The organism is Nocardia sp. NPDC059236 (assembly GCF_042754085.1).
GTDB lineage: Bacteria > Actinomycetota > Actinomycetes > Mycobacteriales > Mycobacteriaceae > Nocardia.
Map to the genome: position 1 here is coordinate 1 of NZ_JBHZAF010000004.1, position 16,048 is coordinate 16,048.

At 65.3% G+C, this 16,048-nt stretch carries 17 protein-coding genes; 8 read left to right on the plus strand and 9 right to left on the minus strand.

The window, feature by feature from the left end; genetic code table 11:
* Positions 1-178 precede the first annotated feature (178 nt).
* Both ACFXIV_RS12160 and ACFXIV_RS12165 read right to left on the minus strand, forming a co-directional pair.
* Positions 179-760 carry a DUF4240 domain-containing protein gene (locus tag ACFXIV_RS12160; RefSeq protein ID WP_379421247.1) on the minus strand — a complete coding sequence of 194 codons (582 nt, stop codon included), beginning with the start codon at positions 758-760 and terminating at the stop codon, positions 179-181.
* Between the two features lie 755 nt (positions 761-1,515).
* Positions 1,516-1,728 carry a DUF5302 domain-containing protein gene (locus ACFXIV_RS12165; RefSeq protein WP_379399791.1) on the minus strand — a complete coding sequence of 71 codons (213 nt, stop codon included), beginning with the start codon at positions 1,726-1,728 and terminating at the stop codon, positions 1,516-1,518.
* A 135-nt stretch (positions 1,729-1,863) separates the two neighbouring features.
* Between ACFXIV_RS12165 and ACFXIV_RS12170 the strand changes: the two genes are divergently transcribed.
* Entirely contained in the window at positions 1,864-2,337 is a 474-nt protein-coding gene (locus ACFXIV_RS12170) for an NUDIX domain-containing protein (RefSeq protein WP_379399790.1), read from the plus strand.
* Between the two features lie 51 nt (positions 2,338-2,388).
* On the opposite strand, the gene ACFXIV_RS12175 is transcribed toward ACFXIV_RS12170, so the two are convergent.
* Positions 2,389-3,795, minus strand: coding sequence for an alpha/beta hydrolase family protein (locus ACFXIV_RS12175; RefSeq protein WP_379399813.1), 1,407 nt, complete (start codon positions 3,793-3,795; stop codon positions 2,389-2,391).
* Between the two features lie 583 nt (positions 3,796-4,378).
* On the opposite strand from ACFXIV_RS12175, the gene ACFXIV_RS12180 reads away from it, so the two are divergent.
* From ACFXIV_RS12180 to ACFXIV_RS12205, 6 genes are all read left to right on the plus strand, one after another.
* Positions 4,379-5,023 carry a Crp/Fnr family transcriptional regulator gene (locus ACFXIV_RS12180; protein WP_379399789.1) on the plus strand — a complete coding sequence of 215 codons (645 nt, stop codon included), beginning with the start codon at positions 4,379-4,381 and terminating at the stop codon, positions 5,021-5,023.
* Between the two features lie 34 nt (positions 5,024-5,057).
* Positions 5,058-5,783 (plus strand): hypothetical protein, encoded by a 726-nt coding sequence (locus tag ACFXIV_RS12185; RefSeq protein ID WP_379399788.1) that lies wholly within the window; start codon positions 5,058-5,060, stop codon positions 5,781-5,783.
* On the plus strand, positions 5,780-7,252 hold the full coding sequence (locus ACFXIV_RS12190; protein ID WP_379399787.1) for a hypothetical protein: 1,473 nt from the start codon (positions 5,780-5,782) through the stop codon (positions 7,250-7,252). Before ACFXIV_RS12185 ends, ACFXIV_RS12190 begins: the two co-directional genes overlap by 4 nt.
* On the plus strand, positions 7,216-8,004 hold the full coding sequence (locus tag ACFXIV_RS12195) for a hypothetical protein (RefSeq protein ID WP_379399786.1): 789 nt from the start codon (positions 7,216-7,218) through the stop codon (positions 8,002-8,004). Before ACFXIV_RS12190 ends, ACFXIV_RS12195 begins: the two co-directional genes overlap by 37 nt.
* A 194-nt stretch (positions 8,005-8,198) precedes the next feature.
* On the plus strand, positions 8,199-9,098 hold the full coding sequence (locus ACFXIV_RS12200) for a hypothetical protein (RefSeq protein ID WP_379399785.1): 900 nt from the start codon (positions 8,199-8,201) through the stop codon (positions 9,096-9,098).
* 7 nt (positions 9,099-9,105) lie between these two features.
* Positions 9,106-9,630 (plus strand): hypothetical protein, encoded by a 525-nt coding sequence (locus ACFXIV_RS12205; RefSeq protein ID WP_379399784.1) that lies wholly within the window; start codon positions 9,106-9,108, stop codon positions 9,628-9,630.
* On the opposite strand, the gene ACFXIV_RS12210 is transcribed toward ACFXIV_RS12205, so the two are convergent.
* From ACFXIV_RS12210 to ACFXIV_RS12235, 6 genes are all read right to left on the minus strand, one after another.
* Positions 9,631-10,122, minus strand: coding sequence for a hypothetical protein (locus ACFXIV_RS12210; protein WP_379399783.1), 492 nt, complete (start codon positions 10,120-10,122; stop codon positions 9,631-9,633).
* A 101-nt stretch (positions 10,123-10,223) separates the two neighbouring features.
* Entirely contained in the window at positions 10,224-11,267 is a 1,044-nt protein-coding gene (locus tag ACFXIV_RS12215) for a Rieske 2Fe-2S domain-containing protein (protein WP_379399782.1), read from the minus strand.
* 127 nt (positions 11,268-11,394) lie between these two features.
* Entirely contained in the window at positions 11,395-12,084 is a 690-nt protein-coding gene (locus tag ACFXIV_RS12220; protein ID WP_379399781.1) for a DUF899 domain-containing protein, read from the minus strand.
* Between the two features lie 88 nt (positions 12,085-12,172).
* Positions 12,173-12,700 (minus strand): phenolic acid decarboxylase, encoded by a 528-nt coding sequence (locus ACFXIV_RS12225; protein ID WP_379399780.1) that lies wholly within the window; start codon positions 12,698-12,700, stop codon positions 12,173-12,175.
* Between the two features lie 99 nt (positions 12,701-12,799).
* A complete protein-coding gene (locus tag ACFXIV_RS12230) occupies positions 12,800-13,954 on the minus strand; it encodes a serine hydrolase domain-containing protein (RefSeq protein WP_379399779.1) in 1,155 nt (384 codons plus the stop codon).
* 113 nt (positions 13,955-14,067) lie between these two features.
* Positions 14,068-15,507 carry an MFS transporter gene (locus ACFXIV_RS12235; RefSeq protein ID WP_379399778.1) on the minus strand — a complete coding sequence of 480 codons (1,440 nt, stop codon included), beginning with the start codon at positions 15,505-15,507 and terminating at the stop codon, positions 14,068-14,070.
* A 105-nt stretch (positions 15,508-15,612) separates the two neighbouring features.
* Between ACFXIV_RS12235 and ACFXIV_RS12240 the strand changes: the two genes are divergently transcribed.
* The gene (locus ACFXIV_RS12240; protein WP_379399777.1) at positions 15,613-16,035 is read left to right on the plus strand and encodes a MarR family winged helix-turn-helix transcriptional regulator; all 423 of its coding nucleotides are present in this window, start codon (positions 15,613-15,615) and stop codon (positions 16,033-16,035) included.
* The last annotated feature ends 13 nt before the right edge of the window (positions 16,036-16,048 follow it).

A 16,048-nucleotide genomic window follows, 5' to 3' on the forward strand; every position in this document is an offset into this window, starting at 1 on the left:
TGGTGTGATCTCCAGTGATCTACTTTCCCAGGTAGAGACGGTTTCGATCCCGCTGCCATTGCCTCGGACCGGGTTCGATTCCCGGCAGCTCCACTGACGGAGGCGAGTGCTCATGGCGAGCACTCGCCTTTTCCGTTCCGCGTGCCTGTGACGGTGCCACGCGTGGTCGCCGTTCGGTCTACGAATCCCGGTGGAGGTAGAGGGCGGCGAGCCGGGGGAGTCGCTGGTGCATCTGCTCGTGGTCGGAGAAATCGAACGGCTCGCCCATGTCGGGGAAGTCGAGGTCCTCATCGGTTGCCGTCATCGGCTCGCTGTCTGGGGCGGTGGCCTGGAACTGTTGCCATGCTTCGGTGAAGGTGCCCTCGCCCGTACCTCGTTCGTAGGCGGTCATGGCTGCGTAGAGGACGGTTTCGTCGGCTATCGCGTCTTGGTCGTATTCTGCGGCCGCGGCGATCACGACCGGATGGTCGGCCAGGTTGTCGGGGTTGGCGGATACCTTGTCGGTCCAGTCTTTGCCGAGCGCGATGACGCCGGCGCGGAAGTCTTCGAACCCATCGTCCGAGCAACCGTCGCCGATCAGGTATGCGGCTGCCCATACGTCCCAGCGGTAAAGGGCGTCATGGATATTGAGGAAGTGGTCCTGGTATTCGAGGATTTCTTCCGGCGCGAGGTCCGCCAGGTGATCGACCAACGCTTCGGCGAACGGTGCACGGTCTGTGCCGGCGGCGTCGATGATGCGCCAGAACGAATCGCTATTCACGAATGACACTGTGTCAGAGTGGCCACTATGAATGCGAGCATCCGCGGGGTATCGGGTCTGCTGCGTCGGTTGCAGGATGACGGGCAGGACCTCGCGGCCATACATGCCACGGCTGAAGGCTTCTTGGACCAGCATTATGACGCGCCGTACGAACTATGCCTGGTCCTAGCGGCATTGGTCGAGTGCTCGGCGGATCTGCTGACTGCCGAGGACATTCGGGATGCGATCACGAGCGATCCTCGGTGGGGCAATGCGGCGGACCGGAGTCGACTCGTGGCACAGCTTCGCGAACTCGCCTCGGATGTGTACTCATCCGCGCGGGAGGACGCACTGGCGATCCTGAGTGCCCTCGGAACACCGGGTTGACGCCTGATTGTGGACTATTGGCCGAAACCGATTCGATCCCGACCCTCGATCGGCGGGACTTCCGTGCACCGGACACGCGCCGCGGCACCACGATCCACTCGACTCCAGTCTGCGCGGGGCCACGACTGCTTCGACCGCAAAGGTCGAGCCGGGCAGCACTATCCAACTGTCGGCCGAGCAGTCCAGGAAGCGCGCGTCCTGTCCGGTCGAGGCCGGTGTATAGCCCAGCAGCGCATCATCCGCGATCGCCGCGATGGCGGCCGCGCGTGCGCCATGAGCCGACCCTGGCGAACTCGGTATGTCCACTGCGAAGGCCCGGTCCGCATGGACCGGGCCTTCGTCATTCTGCTGTTGACGTGGCAGCCGGAGTTACGGCAACGCTTCCGCGTCTAGCCGCCTGCTCGGCGGCGGAAGGTGCGTTTGCCGCCTGCTTGAGCGTGCGTGCCGCGCACCTTGGCGGAGTGTTGGGCGGAACCGCCTGCGGAGGCGTGGCCATTCTTTCGGTCGAGTGCTTCCCGGAACTTGCGTTTGGTCGTCTCCTCAGGCGACTCGATAGCATCACCCGCGAGTAGCTCGGCTGGGACTTCTTGTTCGTCGGCCATGTACCTAGCCTATCGTTGCGTTTCGCGTCTGGCGTGTCACCAGGCCTGAGCGGATCATGCTCACCATGGCGCTCAGCGACGCCGGGCGCAGAGTTACTTGTGTCCGTGGGAGGTTCGGCCCGACCCGGAGGCCATATGAGCAGGATGTATCTGTGTTGTGACATCAACGGCGATGCTCACCTGGTGCCCGAAGCTGAACTGGTTCAACGGACGTCCGCGTACCTCGTGGCGCTCTGCCACAATGCGGTGCTGCTGGTTCGAGATGGCACCGGACAGAAGGGGAGATGGGATTTGCCCGGTGGGGGTCTCGAGCCTGGAGAGGGGCGTCTGGATGCTCTCGATCGGGAGCTGCTGGAGGAGACGGGACTTCGGCTGGCAGGTGAGCCGGCTTATCTCTGTGAGTTCGTCGAATACTTCTATGACCTTCAGTCCCGGCGAGGTTGGGAGTCGACGCGCTGCTACTACGTCGGCGGTGTAGTGGGAACCGTGCGCCCTCACGGCAATGGCACTGATGTTGCTGCCTGCCAATATGTTTCGCTCCCGTTGTCTGCAGCCGAAGTTGGGGCGGTGGCACGGAAGATGACGCAACTTGCGCTGTTGTCTGGTTGATCAGGGATGTTCGCTGCGAGACGGATCGTCCGATTTTGGTGGTGAGCCGGCTCATCGGCTGAACAATTGCCAGTGCAGGGCCCAGGGCACGAATGCCACTGCAGTTGCCAGCAGTACGAGAGTCTGCCGACGTAGCGGTACGTGCATTTGGGCTCGTGCGCGCCAGATCGACAGGGCCAGGACGGCTGCGGTTACCGGGACTGCCAATGCCAGTCCATGGAGCAGGAGCCAGGGCAGTGGCTGGCCGAGGGTGAAGGCCTTTGGCGGTAGCTTGCCACCTATGGCCAGGATTCCTACGACGTAGGTCACGGTGCCCAGGATGGCCAGCAGTCCGATGGCGGATACTGCTCGAGCTGCCCGGCGTGGTCCGCGGCCCGCTTCGGATGGACTGCGTCGCAGTATCATCCGGCCGAGGGCAGAGAGTGGGTAGGTGGCGAAGCCGAGCAATAGGGCAGCCAGTGCTGCGTACTCGAGGCCGGGGTGGGCGCCTGGCGCGCGGCCGGCTGGCTGCTGGGGCGAGGTGGCGGCGCTGGTGGGTGGTGCTTGATCGGCCGCTACCGCGTGGATCCAGTCGGTCATGACGTCGGTGTAGCCGGGGTCGAGTTCGCCGAGCGGCTTGCCCTCGAAGAGCTCGCCGCCGACGCTGTCGAAGCCGTCGGTGGTGCGATGGCCGTTGTGGCCGGCATTTGGTACGAAACATGTTGTCACCGAATGATTTCCGGCGGCTGCCAGTTCGCGTTGGAAGATTGCCGCGCTCTCGCCGCTCGGCACCTTCACATCGTGGTCACCCCACAGCGCCAGCACGGGCACCCGCACTCGCCGCAGAGCGGGCACCGGGTCGTAGTCCGCTTCCGGGAACGCGCCGAGTCCGTCGACCACAGCAGCGCCGGGGCCGCTCACTGCATCCGGCAGGTGGCCGGAAACGCCGTTGTGCCGAAGGAGATTCGAGAGATACCAGGTTTGGGTGCGTAAGGGTGTCAGTCCGGACCCGCCGATGGTGGCCACGAAACCGACCGTCGACGAGCGGGACGCCGCGAGTGTCGCCACCCAGCCGCCCTCGCTGAACCCCCACAGGCCGACGTGAGCGGCATCCACATCGGGCCGATCCCGCAGCAGTCGCACCCCGGCGAGCGCATCGTCGGCCAGTACAGAGAAGTCTCGGTGGCCGGTCGAGTATCCGACAGTGCGCTTGTCCACAACCAGTGTGGTGATGCCCGCGCGAGCGAAAGCTGCTGCCTCGGGATGGTATTCGGCCCGAGGCCCCGGCCCCGATCCGCCGATGAGCACGATCCCCGGATGCGGCCCGGCCCCCGTGGGCCGGTAGACCGCACCGTGGAGCGTCACCCCGTCGCTGTCGAAGGCCACCTGCTCCTGCTCGGGATCGGCTGGTCCGGGTTGCGCTTCGGCCTTACCGCCACCGATTCCGAAGCACAGCAGGACCAGCATCGCGACCATCATCACTCGCACACCGGAAACATAGGGACGTCAACCACTTCCGGGCATCGCACCGCGGTACCGGTGCCTCTCACCCGCCAGTACTGGCCGGACCCAGTAATTGCTCACGAAGGAGGTGGTCATGGTGCCGCTGGGTCGGGGTAGCATCTTTTGTTTCATACCCGAACATCGTCGTGTACCCAGTCATTCAAATCGTGTTCAGGCAAGTTGAATTCGTGTGATCAATTCCTACTGTCGTGCCACTTTGGTTGTTCTGCATTTTGTTCTGGCTCAAAGGTGTTCCTGCGCCGACGCATTATCAGGGCGCTGTGGCCGAAACACGCAGAGGTGCAGGGATTTATCGGAGAATGCGCTGTGTCGTAGCGACCGGTTGGGCGGATTTTGGGGCCGGAAGTTTTCCTGTGTCGGGAAAATAGGGATCCAAGTTCGTGAACCCGTCACTACCCTACGTGAGCAGGTTCCGTGGCCATTTCATTATGAGATCGGCATAGCGGTAACCGGATACGACCATTGTTGCTAGGGGGAGTGGGCGCTGGAGTTCGACGAAATTGCGCGGCATACCCGAGATGTCCTGATCAATGCGGGTGTGCGGCGTCGGTGGCCCGCAGGGGCAGCACTTTTACGCGAGGGTGACTCGTCCGACCATGTCGTGGTGATCGAAACCGGCCGGGTGAAGGTGACCTCGTCGGCGACGAGCGGGAAGCAGGTCCTGTTGGCCATCCGCGGACCGGACGATCTGGTCGGAGAGTTCGCGGCAATCGACGGCAGCGAGCGGTCCGCGACGGTCACCGCACTCTCACCGGTGAGCGCGGTCGTCATCCAGGGCAGTGAGTTTCGCGCCATCCTGATCAAGGATGGCAAAGCCGCTGTCGGTGTACTGCGAATAGTGGTCAACCGTGTACGAGAAGCGGACAAGAGGCGTCTCGAGTACGGCGCGTACACCGTCGACGAGCGCATCGCGCGCCTGTTGCTCGACTACTCCGAACTGTACGGGCGCACCGATGGCGATCGGGTCCTCATCGCGTTGCCGCTGTCGCAGGCGGAACTGGCGCACGCGGCGGGCGCATCGCGCGAAGCTGTGGTCAAGGCGTTGAAGCGACTTCGTGACCAAGGTGTGGTGCGGACCGCACGGCGTCGTGTGGAACTACTCCGGCCCGAACTACTCGGCGAAATTGCCAGGGATCTTCCGAGTGTGTATTTGGACGCAGACGTGCCCCGTCATCCCCATTAGACATGACGCGACTCGAAACCTCCAGGGAGGAAGCATGACCGAACCGAAGCACCGATCATTCGTGGTGGTCGACGTCGAGAATTCGCGGGGACGGCACAACCGCGAACTCGAGGCGATGCGCGCTGCGCTCTACCGCATAGTGGACGAGACCATCTCGTATCCGGAAACTGTTGTGGCGAAGGAGGATCGAGGAGACGGCTTCCTGGTCATCCTCGATCTTCCCGTGCTGGACGTGCTCGATCACTTCGCCGGGGGATTCCTGGCCGGCGTGCGTCAGTACAATTTCGCGGTCGATCCGCCCGACTGGTTGCGAGTACGCATCGCGGTCCACGAGGGTTATGTGAACCAGGACGAGCACGGCTGGTCGAGCGACGCGCTGAACGCGACCTTCGGGCTGAACGACTCGCCGATGGTCAAGAAGACCTTGGAACTGGCCGCTCGCGCCACCGGCGTGATCGTCGTCTCCGATGTCGTGTACCAGGGGGTGGTACGCCATAACTACCGCCCCACAGTGACTTCCACCGAATATCGCAGCACCATGATCGGCACGAAGGACGGTGACGTCCGGATCTGGGTTCGCGTACCGGGTTACTCGCAGCCGCCGTTTCCCGACAGTTCGTCGGAGGGGGCGGGTGCTCCGGGCAAGAAGGCCGCGGCCCGCGTCGACGGACTCGATGCTGTCACCGCCAACACGGTGGTCATGGGCGACCTGCAGTCCGACACATTCGTCGGTCGGGACTACTACGGCGGGTCGGTATGAGCGGGCCTGGCTCGGGAGAAACCAAGGCCGAAGAGGCCGAGCACCAGGACGTTCCGGTGCGCCCGGAGCAGTCCGACTCTTCCGGCGACGCGGTTGCCAACGGTGAGGAGCCGGAGGGTGGCAAATCCGCGGCGGACTCGGGCCCCCGGCGTCGCGAGTTCGAGGATGACAAGGTTCGGAAGCGGGCCGGGGATCCGACCAGACGCCGCGAGGCGAAGAATGCCGTCGACGCCCTGTCCGACGCCGTCGACGCGCTACGGGGAGCGTCGGTCAACGCTCACACCGTGATCTTCGGAGGGGCGCGAATCGGCACTCTGATAGGGCGCGACAGTCATACCGGTCCCTCCGGATCGGGTCTCGTGCCCAGCGGAAAGGTGTCGGCCACAGTACTGATGGACCTGGAGAACACCTTCGTTCCGCCGCCGGGATTCGCGGAGGTTCGTGACCGGCTCCGCGCGCAGCCGCTACTGCTGCTTCGTGCGCCACAGGGTTGGGGCCGGACGGCGACATCGCTCCGTGCGCTCCACGAATCGTGCTCTGCCGGTGTGCACAAGCTGAATCCTGACGTCCGGCTGCGGGCGCTGGATATCGAGTTCACTCCGAAGACCGGATACCTGCTCGAGTCCCTGGAGATCGAGCAGGCGAGAACCCTGCATGTCTTTCATCTCGAGCAGTTGAGCCAGAAGCTGGCCGAACAGGACTGCCGGCTGGTCGTCATCGTGGGCGACAAGACCGAGCTATCGGCTGACATCGAGCCGTATCTGGTCGAAGCGGGTGAGCCCGCCGACGTAGCGGAACTGGTACGTAAGCATCTGCTCTGGCGGCTTCGAGGCGCCGGTTCGGACATCCTCGACCGCGTCGAGGTGACCTCGCTCCTGGCCTACGTGGCCGAATATCGGCCGCCTGCAAGGGATCTCGCCGTGTTGGCCGCAGAACTGGCGGAAGTGGCCGCCGGGCGGAGCGATATCGCCGACGTCGTCGACCGTCACTCCGCAACGGTCGACGGCCATTTCCGGCAGTGGTTCGATGAATTGGACGGCGAGGTCCGCGCGTTCGCGATCGCGCTGGCGATCTTCAACAAGATGCCGCTGCATATCGTATCGAGCGCGGGCAGGATGCTGGCGGAGATCATCGCCCGGGTGGAGACACCCGACGACACCACACCCGCACAGCCGGTGTTCGGCGCGCGCAGCGCCGAAATCCTGGACAAGGCCCGCGCGGAGCTCTTCCTGTCATCGGAGGACACCGAGTTCGGCCGAATCCCCGTCGAAGCGGCACGATTCGTCGACGATCGCTATCCGCGTCGCATTCTCGAGTACGTGTGGCAGGAATACCACACCGCCCATCAGCTGGTCCGGGATTGGATGCGGGAACTCGGCAATGATCCCGACCTCCGCGTGTGCACGCGCGTCGGAGTCGCGGCGGGGTTGTTTTGTCCACCTTCGAGTTCGAGCACGCCAGGCAGCTGATCATCGAACCGTGGGCGGACAGCGGCCAGGGGCACGACCGGTTCGCCGCCATCGGCGCGTTGCAGTTCCCCAGCCTGCAACCGGAACTCGCACCCTTGGTCACCCGGATGCTCGCGGCGTGGCTGCGGGGTGATCAGCCGTTGCCGCGGCGTGTGACGGCCGCCGCGGCGCTCGGCAGTACGGTGGGGCAGCTCATGCCGAATCGCGCGCTCGAGTTGCTGCGTCGCGCTGTCCGTAGCGGCGAACTCCCGGTGCAGGAGGCCGTGTGTTACAGCATGATGCAGCTCTTCAAAGTGCCCGAGCTGACCGGCCGTATTCTCGGCGAACTGCGGAGCTGGACCGGCTCCGACCGAATCCGTATGCGCGCCGCCGGGTTCCAGTGCGTGCTGGAGTTGAGCTTCGACCTCGAGGTCGACACTCCCCGCGGAGGACGGGCGTGGCCGGCGATGGTGTGGCTGGCCGATGAGTTGCGCGAACACCGCGACGATATCGTCGTGCTCTTCGCGCGTCTGATGGAAGCACCGTACTTCGGACCCGAGGCGTACCAGGAGATTCGGCGCTGGGTCCGGATCGCGGACAAGGATTCGCAGTTCCTGGGACCGCTGGCGAGTCTGCTGATCGATCTCGAAGAAGCCATCGGCGACACCGAGATCCTGCCCGATCACCTCCGCAGGTGGGCGGAGGAACGCAACGGCCCGGTTCGCGCCGTTGCGGCCTTGCTTGACGCACTTCATTCGAGAAGGACGAATTGACAATGTATTCCGGCGATTCGAACCCATTGATCCGCTACGAGGAGATGACGCGCACCTCCTGGCGAAAGTTCCGTCCGTCCTCGGGCGGGCATACCGCAGCGGTCGCCGTCGACCGGGCCGGCGGCCTCGCGCTGATGGGTCGGCGGCCCTCGGCGTCCGAGGTCTTCTACAACCCTGCCACCGGGGTGTACTGGGTGGACACCTCGGCGCATCACGACACGATCAATCTCGAACTGCCCACTGCTGAAGGTGTTTTCAACTTCATTGCCGAGGTCGACCTGTCGTGGCGGATCGGTGATCCGGTGCGCGCGGTGCGGGAGAAGGTGACCGGCGGCGAGGCAATCTACGGGCCCTTCCTCACGAAGGAGCTCCGTACGATAAGCCGAGAGTTCGAGGTCGAACGCTTCGCTGAGGCCGAGCAGCGGATCAACGGCCACTTCGCCGGTGGGCCGTCCGAATTGCGTTGCGGCATCACGATGCTGAGCTGCTTGGTGAAGCTCGCTGCGGAGTCGAGCACCAAACTTCATATGCAGCAGGTGACATATGACGACCGGGAAGAGGAACGACGCGATGCGGAGCATCGCGCCAAGCGGCACAAGGCCGAGCTCCAAAAGGGGGAGAATGTGATCCAGCACGAGTTGGACGTGCAGAGCGCGCTGTTCGAGCAGGAACAGGCCAGGATCGAGCAGCAGCACGCACTCGATATGGAACGGCAGCGCATGAGCTTCTACTCGGACGCGCTGCAATCGGGTGCGGAGAGCATGATCGCGCTCAGGCTGTCCTCCAACCGTGACGATGTGAACGATGTCATCAAGCTGATGATGCATCAGCGCCAGGTGGACTATGACAACGCGCATACCATGCTGAGCGCGCTGCTGGAGCAGCGTCTCCTCAATCGGGGGGATGTCCGGGACATCATGGCGCGCACGACCAAAGCTGTTGCGGACCATTGGAGTCCGACACCGCTGGCGGCCGCGTCCGTCCTCGCGGGACAGACTCCGGAGCTGAGTGCGTCATCGGCTCTCTCGGTCGAGGACGCCGAGATCGTGGAGTCCGATGAGGACTACGACGAGGACGACGATGACGATATCTAGTCGATCCTTGGCGGACAGTCCGCTGACCGATTTTCCGGTGGCGGGGAACCTGGTCGCACAGCTGGACAAACTCCTCGCCGACTTCGGCTTCTCGGCGTGGTGGGCGGAGTCCGTGGAATTCATCGTCCTGGTGGTCACGCTGTTCTTCGTCCTCCAAGTTCTGGTCGGCAAGCTCGTGCCCTGGCTGAGCGAGAAGCTATTGGGCCGGGTGGATCTGGTGACCGCGCCGGTGCCCGCCCTGCTGCTGGCACCGGAATGGGTGGTCACCAAATTCGTGGTCAGGTCCGGCCGCGCGCCGGGGCCCTTCGTGTACAGCTACGGGGACGGGGTGTTGGCACTGGCCGACGGACTCGAAGTCGTACTCACCGCGGTGCTGCGGGTGCTGACCACGGTCGGCAAGCACCGCCGCCTGATCGCGGCGGTACTCGTCATCCTCGGATTCCTGTGGTGGAACAGCGGAACTTGCGTGGGCGATTCGCGTCCGTGTGTTTCACCGGCAGGGCAATGGAGCCACCAGGCATCCACGAAGTAATTACGCAGCGGTGCCGAGCAATACCACGGTGTACCAGATCAGGAAAATGATCAGGCTGATGACGCTCCAGCGCAACGCGACTCCGAAACGTCGGTACTTGCGCTGGGCGATCTCGGCGAGAGCAGCCGCCTGCCGCCAGGCGTAGTCGGCGAGCTCCGGTGCTGCCGGACGCTTGCCGGCCTCGGCCGGGAAGGTCGGGAAACCGAACCAGTTCCCGGCCCCGGAGCTACGAAGATTCGGCCGAAGTGTGGCAGCGAGATAACCCATGCATACGATCAAGCTCAATTCGAGTGCGGTCGCCGTCATGTAGATCGCCAGGTTCACCGGCTTCGGATGCGAGCTCACCAGCCCCATCAAGGCGAACCCGTTCGCGGTCAGCAACAGCCCGACCTTCGTATCCGCGGCGATGAGGATGCGGTTGAACTCGGAGATGGTGCGAAGGGCCGCGTCCAGGTCGTTGACGGGTTCGAGTCGCGTCGTGCGATTTGCCATGGGATCAGCAGAGCATCGGCAGGAGACGCTCTCCAGGTACAAAGACGCATACAGCGGCAAATGTGATCACGGAGCGATGATCGGGTGCGACCGCTTCTTCGCTAGCCGAGGGCCTCCAGCTGACGGGCGGTGTCGGTCGCGAAGACCTCTTCTGGAGAGTGAGGTGGGTAGAACTGGGCGTACCACCGGCGGAGGGACTTGATGCCCTTCTCGTGGGGGAGGAGGACGGGGCGGGGGCGGTGGATCTTGTGGTCCCAGATGGCCAGTTCTTCGCGGACCTCGCCGAAGGCGACCAGGCGGAGGGCGAGTTTGAGAATCGGTGCGGCGAAGGGGAATCCGGGGCGGCGGCGGATGTAGTAGAGCATGCGGAGTTCGCTGGTGGTGTCGTCGATGGGGGTGGTGAGAGCGATGGCGGTCATGGTGATCAGTGCGCCGGTGGTACGGACGACCATGACGCCGGGGCCGTACATGAAGACGTCGAAGCTGTTGTCGACCGGGTAGCCGAGGACGGGTTTGCAGAAGCGGGTGTGGATTTCGGCGAAAGGGCCGTCGGGGATGAGTTCCTGGACGGGGGGCTCGCTCTGGCCGTGGATGTGGTGGAAGTGGGATTCGTCGACGATGTTCTCGCGCATCTCCTGGATGTGGATGCGCGATTGCAGGACATCGTCGATGGGACGGGCGAAGGCGCGATCGGTGGCCTCGGGGATCTCGGGCACTTCCCACAGCGGTTCGCCGGCACCGGAGTAGACGAAGATCAGCCCGCTGTGCTCGCGCACCGGGAAACCGCCCAGCGTCACCCGCGGCGGGCGGGGCGCGAAAGGCGCTGAGGCGCAGGCACCGTCGGCATCGAAACGCCAGCCGTGGAACGGGCACTCCACCTGCCCGTCCACCACCCGGCCCCCGGCCCCGAGATGGGCGCCGTAATGCGGGCAGTGTGCGTCGCGGACGGTGGCCCGGCCGTCGCTGCCCCGGAAGGCGATCAGCGCGCGACCGAAGTAGTGCAGATTCACGATCTTTCCGGACCGGAGGTGCTTGCTGCGCAAGACCGCATACCAGCCCTCGGGCACCGTCGGCATCGGATAGTGGTCGGCGCGCGGATCGCGCGCCAGCTCGGACAGGCCCGAACGATCACGTCGAAGGAACACGCCGCAAACCCTAACTGGAACCTGTTACAAAACAATGAACTGAACCGTCGGTTTGCTGTGAATCGTGTTGGACGGGAACGCAACTCGATTCGTGATCGGCCGGGTATCCGTTATTCCCTTGGCGGCCTCAGGGATTCGGGTTGCCGTAGGTGGCGGCGATGTCTTTGGAGCTGGGCCAGCGGTTGTAGGTGGGGGACTGGGGCCAGCCGGTGGGGACGTCTTGCCAGTCTTCCTGGCGGCCGTAGGGGAGGAGGTCGATGAGGGGGAAGGTGTGGGTGAGTTGTTCGACGCCGCGGCCGTTGGTGTGCCAGGTGCGGTAGACGGTGTCGCCGCCGCGGAGGAAGACGTTGACGCCGAAGCCGCCGCCGGGCGGGGCGTCGATGTCCGCGCCGAATGGGCTGTTGGCCGTGGAGTACCAGGGCATCTGGTTGCCGACGCGGCGCTTGTAGGCGAGGGCCTCGTCGATCGGGCCCTGGGTGACGATGACGAAGCGGGCGTCGTAGAGGTCCAGGAATTCCAAACGGGTGAATTGCGACGTGAATCCGGTGCAACCGGGGCATTGCCATTCCTCGCCCGGGAACCACATGTGGCTGTAGACGATCAATTGGGACTTGCCGGCGAAGACGTCGGCCAGGCGGACCGGGCCGTCCTCGCCTTCCAGGGTGTAATCGGGCAGTTCGACCATCGGCAGGCGGCGGCGCTGGGCGGCGATGGCGTCGAGCTCGCGGGTCGCGGCCTTCTCACGGAGACGCAGTGCTTCGAGTTCGGTCCGCCAGGTGTCGATGTCGACGACGGGCGGCAGCGGGTTGGTGCTCACAGGATCCTCCCTCACCGGGTTCACAGAGTGCGTGTTGTAGGCATAGACGCCGCGGGCGCGCAGAACTCATCGGTGACCCACCGTCGAATCAGTTGGTGCGATTCGCGTAATCGAGGGGGAGTTTGGCCGGTGGGCAGTCGATGACGGTGTCGTCGTCGGGTTCCCGGGTTTCGAGGTAGGTGATGCGGCCGGTGGAGGCGACCAGGGTTTGCGGGTAGGTGGGGCCCTGGTCGCGGTCGGCGATGATCTGCGGGATGTCGTCCTCGTAATGGCCCAGGGTGCTCTCGGGAAAGTCGAGCATCCACTGCGGATAGCAGATCGTCGTGTGCACCCGGCGCTCGCGGAGCCAGACGATGAGCACGGTGACCGCCCCGGTCGGCTCCACCCAGGCGAGCTTGTACATATCGCCGCTGAGCTGGATCATCTTGGCCGGTTGCGCCGTGGACCAGCGCCCGAACATCGGTCCCATCAGGCAGCGGAAGGCGACAGTCTGCGAATTGCGCACGTAGAGGTCGAACTTCCAGCCGTTCTCGTACGCATAGATCAGATGTCGCCCGACGATTCCCGACAGGTCACCGGCCAGGGCCGGTGGGGCGGCGGCATCCTCGGCGCTCATCGCTAACTCCTCTCGGCCGACCTGCGTCAGGACCCGGGCGTCGCGCTCAGCCTATCCGCTGAGCAGGCCTTCCCTGATGATCTCCACGGATGTTCCGGATCAGGGCAGGGGCGGCGGGCGGTCGGGCACCAGCAGGGTGGCGATGGCGGCGCCGATGGGGATGGCGTTGTCGGTGCCGGGCTTGGCGGTCGGGCCCAGGGTGGCGTAGACGACGATGGTGGTGCCCGATTTGGTGTCGTAGAGGGCGATGCCGTTGTAGCCGCCGTAGGCGGGGTTCATGAACAGCCAGTCGGCCATGTGGGGGACGCCGAAGGCGAAGAACTTCTGGGCGGTGAGCGGGCCGAGGCCGGCGGTGGAGGGGGCCATCATCTGCTGGAACTGGCTGGTGGAGAGCAGTTCTCCCGTGCCGAGGGCCCGGACCCAGCGGCCCACGTCGGTGACGGTGGAATTCATGTTGCCGGAGTGCAGGAAGGCCGTCGGGTTCCAGAAGGTGGCGTCTTCGAAGATCTTTCGCTCGTCGGTGTAGCCGTGCAGGATCGGCTCGTCGATCCGGGCGGTGCGGACCACCGCGGAATGCCGCATGCCGAGCGGGCCCAGGACGTACTGGGAGATCAGGTCGCCCAGCGATTTGCCGCTGGCCAGCTGCAGCACCTCGCCCAGGACGACCAGGTCGCTGTGGGCGTAGGCGAAGCTGGTGCCGGGATCGAACAGGGGCGGGCGGGCATTGGCCAGGTCGAACAGCTCCTGGGCGGTCCAGGTGTGGAATGGATTGTCGGCGAAGCGTTTCAGGAAGTCGGGGTCGGTGACGTAGTCGGAGATTCCGGAGGTGCTGTCGGCGAGCATGCGCGGGGTGATCCGGTCGGCGCGCGGGAAGGCCGGCAGCCATTTGGCGATCGGCTGGTCCATGGACAGGGTGCCGGCCGCGTCCAGATGCCACAGCACGGTGGACAGCATCGGCTCCATGGGCTGGCCCACCCGCAGCTGCATGTCGCTGGTCGCGGGGATGCCCAGCGGCGAGTCGCCCGCCGCGCCGATGGTGATCGGCTCCTTGCCCCGCCACACTCCGAAAACCGCTGCGGTGAGGTCGAGTTGGGTCAGTTTGGTGCGCACGATATCGGCGATCTGCGCGGCTTCGGGGGAGTTGGTGCCGGAGCTCTGTGTCTCACCGCCCCGATCGGATCCGCAGGCACCCGCGGCCACGGTCAGCACGATCGCCAGGACCGCACCCACTCGGCATCGAGTCGACACACCCATCACCGGATCCCTTCATCGAAGAAGACGGCCCGAGCAGCGTGGATGACAATCTACGCCGGTGCTTGGGCCGTCTTCGCCACGGATCACCGGGGTGCCGGGATTTCAACGGTCGGTCAGGCGACGGGCACCGGTTCGGGGCGGGCGGCGCCCGCCGTCGCGGTGATGCCGACGGCGGCGAGAAGGGCTGCGAGGGTGAGGATTCCCGCACTCACCAGGTAGGTGAGCTGGAAACCCTGGGCCAGAGCCTCGGTGGGGGAGGCGCCGGCGGCCAGCCGGGCAGTGCGGTGATGGAGGGCAATGGTGGTCAGGACGCCGAGTCCCAGAGCCCCGCCCAGTTGCTGGGTGGTGGTGACGAAACCGGAGGCCAGGCCGGTGATATCGGCGTGGGTCTCGCCGACGGCGGCGATGGTGATGGAGACGAACCCCAGGCCCATGCCGAAACCGGCGGTCAGCATGCCGGGAAGGAGGTCCGGGTAGGAGGCGGTCGCCGGGATCCGGGCGAGCAGCAGCATGCCGACGGCGCCGGAGGCCATGGCGGCAACCAGGATCGGGCGGACGCCGACCCTGGGGACGAGGCCGGCGGCGGCGGCGAAACCGGCGATGACCAGGGCACAGAACGGGAGCCAGGCCAGGCCGGTGCGGAGCGGGGTGAAGCGGAGGACCTGCTGGAGGTACAGGGTCAGGAAGAAGAGCATCGACAGGATGGCCGAGCAGAAGAGGATGTTCGCGGTGTTGGCGACGGCGCGGTCGCGGTCCCGGAAAAAGGACAGCGGGATCATCGGGGCCCGGGAACGGCCGGCGCGCAGCAGGAATGCGGCCAGCAGCATCAGGCCCAGGGTGATGCGGGCTGCGGTGGCGAGGCCGGCGGAGTGGCCGCTGTCGATGAGGCCGAGGTCGAGGGCGGCGATCGCGCCGGTGATCAGGGCCGCGCTCAGGCCGTCGAGACGGATGTCGGTGCGGGGCGGGCGATTGTCCGGGAGCAGCCGGTGTACCAGGACCAGTGCCAGGACCGCGACCGGCACATTGATGAGGAAACACCAACGCCACCCGGCATATTCGGTGATGACCCCGGAGAGGACGACACCGAGGGTCGCCGCCAGACCGCCCAGCCCGGCCCAAATGCCCAGGGCGCGACTGCGTTCGCGGGGTTCGGCGAAGAGTCCGGCGACGATGCTCAGGGCGGCGGGGCTGGCGAACGCGCCGCCGATGCCCTGACCCGCGCGGCTGGCGATGAGCATGGCCGAGTCCTGCGCCAGGCCGGTGGCCAGCGAGGAGAGGCCGAAGACCGTCACGCCGATCAGGAACACGCGCTTGCCGCCGAACAGGTCCGCGGTGCGCCCGCCGATCAGCAGAAAGCCGCCGAACAGCAGCAGGTAGGCATTGATGATCCAGGTCAGGTCGGTCTCGGACATGTGCAGGTGCCGCTGGATAGTGGGCAGTGCGACGTTCACGACCGTGTCGTCGAGGTTGAGCATCATCTGGACCGAGCAGAGCAGGCCCAGGGTGAGGTAGCGGAGGGTGGCTCGGCTCGCCACGGGAGGTGCGGTTGTCATGACTCTCCATTTATTGGTGGTGTACCACTAATAAATGAGAGTGTGCGACCAAAACTGTTGGTGGTCAACCACTAATTTATGGGCGCGCGCCGGTAGAGTGGGCGAGTGACCGATGAGCAGCGCCAGCCCACCACCGCCGAACTGGTCGATGTGCTGCAGCGCGCCGTCGCCCTGGTCCGAAACCACTTCGCGGTCACCACGACCCGCCTCGGCGTCACTCCGGTGCAGGCCAAGGCGCTGGGTCACCTCGCGGAACCGCTGACCCTCAAGGAGTTGTCCGCCCGGCTCGGGGCGGACCTGTCCAATACGGCCACCTCGATCGACCGGCTCGAGTCACAGGGCTTGGTGCAGAAGCAGATTCATCCGACCGACCGCCGCGCCCGCCTGGTCACGCTGACCCCGGCCGGGGAAGCGCTCCGCACCCAGCTCGATGAGCAGGTCTTCGGGTCGGTACCGGCGCTGGCCGTGCTGGACGCGAACCAGCAGCGCGAGCTCTATGCGCTGCTGGAACTCGTTGTCTCCCAATAGGATTCAGCTGAGC

What these genes read in the sequence shown, in the direction of transcription:
- ACFXIV_RS12165 (WP_379399791.1), bottom strand. Translation starts at nt 1,728, where the DNA reads ATGGCCGACGAACAAGAAGTCCCAGCCGAGCTACTCGCGGGTGATGCT.
- ACFXIV_RS12170 (WP_379399790.1), top strand. Translation starts at nt 1,864, where the DNA reads ATGAGCAGGATGTATCTGTGTTGTGACATCAACGGCGATGCTCACCTG.
- ACFXIV_RS12175 (WP_379399813.1), bottom strand. Translation starts at nt 3,795, where the DNA reads ATGATGGTCGCGATGCTGGTCCTGCTGTGCTTCGGAATCGGTGGCGGT.
- ACFXIV_RS12185 (WP_379399788.1), top strand. Translation starts at nt 5,058, where the DNA reads ATGACCGAACCGAAGCACCGATCATTCGTGGTGGTCGACGTCGAGAAT.
- ACFXIV_RS12190 (WP_379399787.1), top strand. Translation starts at nt 5,780, where the DNA reads ATGAGCGGGCCTGGCTCGGGAGAAACCAAGGCCGAAGAGGCCGAGCAC.
- ACFXIV_RS12210 (WP_379399783.1), bottom strand. Translation starts at nt 10,122, where the DNA reads ATGGCAAATCGCACGACGCGACTCGAACCCGTCAACGACCTGGACGCG.
- ACFXIV_RS12225 (WP_379399780.1), bottom strand. Translation starts at nt 12,700, where the DNA reads ATGAGCGCCGAGGATGCCGCCGCCCCACCGGCCCTGGCCGGTGACCTG.
- ACFXIV_RS12230 (WP_379399779.1), bottom strand. Translation starts at nt 13,954, where the DNA reads ATGGGTGTGTCGACTCGATGCCGAGTGGGTGCGGTCCTGGCGATCGTG.
- ACFXIV_RS12235 (WP_379399778.1), bottom strand. Translation starts at nt 15,507, where the DNA reads ATGACAACCGCACCTCCCGTGGCGAGCCGAGCCACCCTCCGCTACCTC.